The sequence below is a fragment of the Streptomyces alkaliphilus genome (genome assembly GCF_014141535.1).
Taxonomy (GTDB): domain Bacteria; phylum Actinomycetota; class Actinomycetes; order Streptomycetales; family Streptomycetaceae; genus Streptomyces; species Streptomyces alkaliphilus.
In genome coordinates, this window is the sequence record NZ_VKHT01001317.1 from 1 (window position 1) to 1,115 (window position 1,115).

A 1,115-nucleotide genomic window follows, 5' to 3' on the forward strand; every position below is an offset into this window, starting at 1 on the left:
CGACACCCCCGTGCGGGCGACCGCCGACGAACTCGTCGCCCGCGGCGAGAACGTCCAGGGCCCCGCCGACCTGCCCACCCACGCCGCCTGGCAACTGGAGAGCCCCGGCTTCCCCTACCGCCCCCTGACGGGGGACACCCCCGCCCTGTGGGCGCGGGGCGAGGAGAGGCTGCCGGACGGGAGCACCGTCCCGTGCCTGGTCCCCGTCGCCCTGTCCCACCTCAACTGGCGTCGGCGTTCCCTCCGCGACCTGCCCCGCACCCACCACCTCAACTACGCGGGCATCGCCACCGGCGAGGGACTCGAGGACGCCCGCGAACGCGGCCTGCTGGAGGTCGTCGAGCGCGACGCCCTGGAACTGTGGTGGCACCTGGACACCCCCGCCCGGGGCATCGATCCGGCGAGCGTGCCCGGGCTGTCGGAGGACCTGGCCGGCACCGAACTGGAGGTCTCCCTGGTGGAGATGCCCTCGGAGTTCGCGCCCTGCGTCGCCGCCCATGTCCACGATCCGGTGAGCGGCCTGCACGCCGCCGGATTCGCCTGCCGGTGGGACCCGGCCGAGGCCGCGCGCAAGGCGGTGCTGGAGGCCGTGCACACCCGGGTCTTCACCCTCGGCCTGGTCGACCCGGACGGCTGGGTCTTCCGGGCGGTGGAGGCCGGCCTGCTGGCCCGGGGGCTGTACCTGGACCACCGGGAGGACGGCCGCTACCTCGACGCGGCCGGCCCGCGCTGCGAGGCCGTTCGGGACCTGGGCGCGCACGTGCAGGTGTGGCTGGACCCCCGGGCGCACCGGCTCGCCGAACGCTTCACCCGGCCCGCGCTGGGCACGGTGCCGGTCGATCGGATCGAATCCGGCACCCCGGAGCGTCTGGAGGCGGCGCTGCGCGCCGGCGGACACCGCGTCTTCACCGTCGACCTGACCACCGAGGACATCGCCGAGACCTCCTGGCGGGTGGTCCGGGTGCTGGTCTCCGGGCTGGTGCCCAACGCCCCGGCCGCCTTCTCCTACCTCGGTTGCCCCCGCTTCGCGGAACGGTGGGTGCGGGACGGCGGGCGGGGGACCGGCCCGGGTCCGGACGACCTGACGCTGTTGCCGCCCCCGCACATGTGAGGCC

At 75.6% G+C, this 1,115-nt stretch carries 1 protein-coding gene; it reads left to right on the forward strand.

Annotated elements, in window-relative coordinates; all coding sequences use genetic code 11:
- Positions 1-1,111: YcaO-like family protein (locus tag FNQ90_RS24215; RefSeq protein ID WP_182608298.1), on the forward strand; the 1,111-nt coding region annotated here is incomplete at its 5' end.
- Positions 1,112-1,115 lie beyond the last annotated feature (4 nt).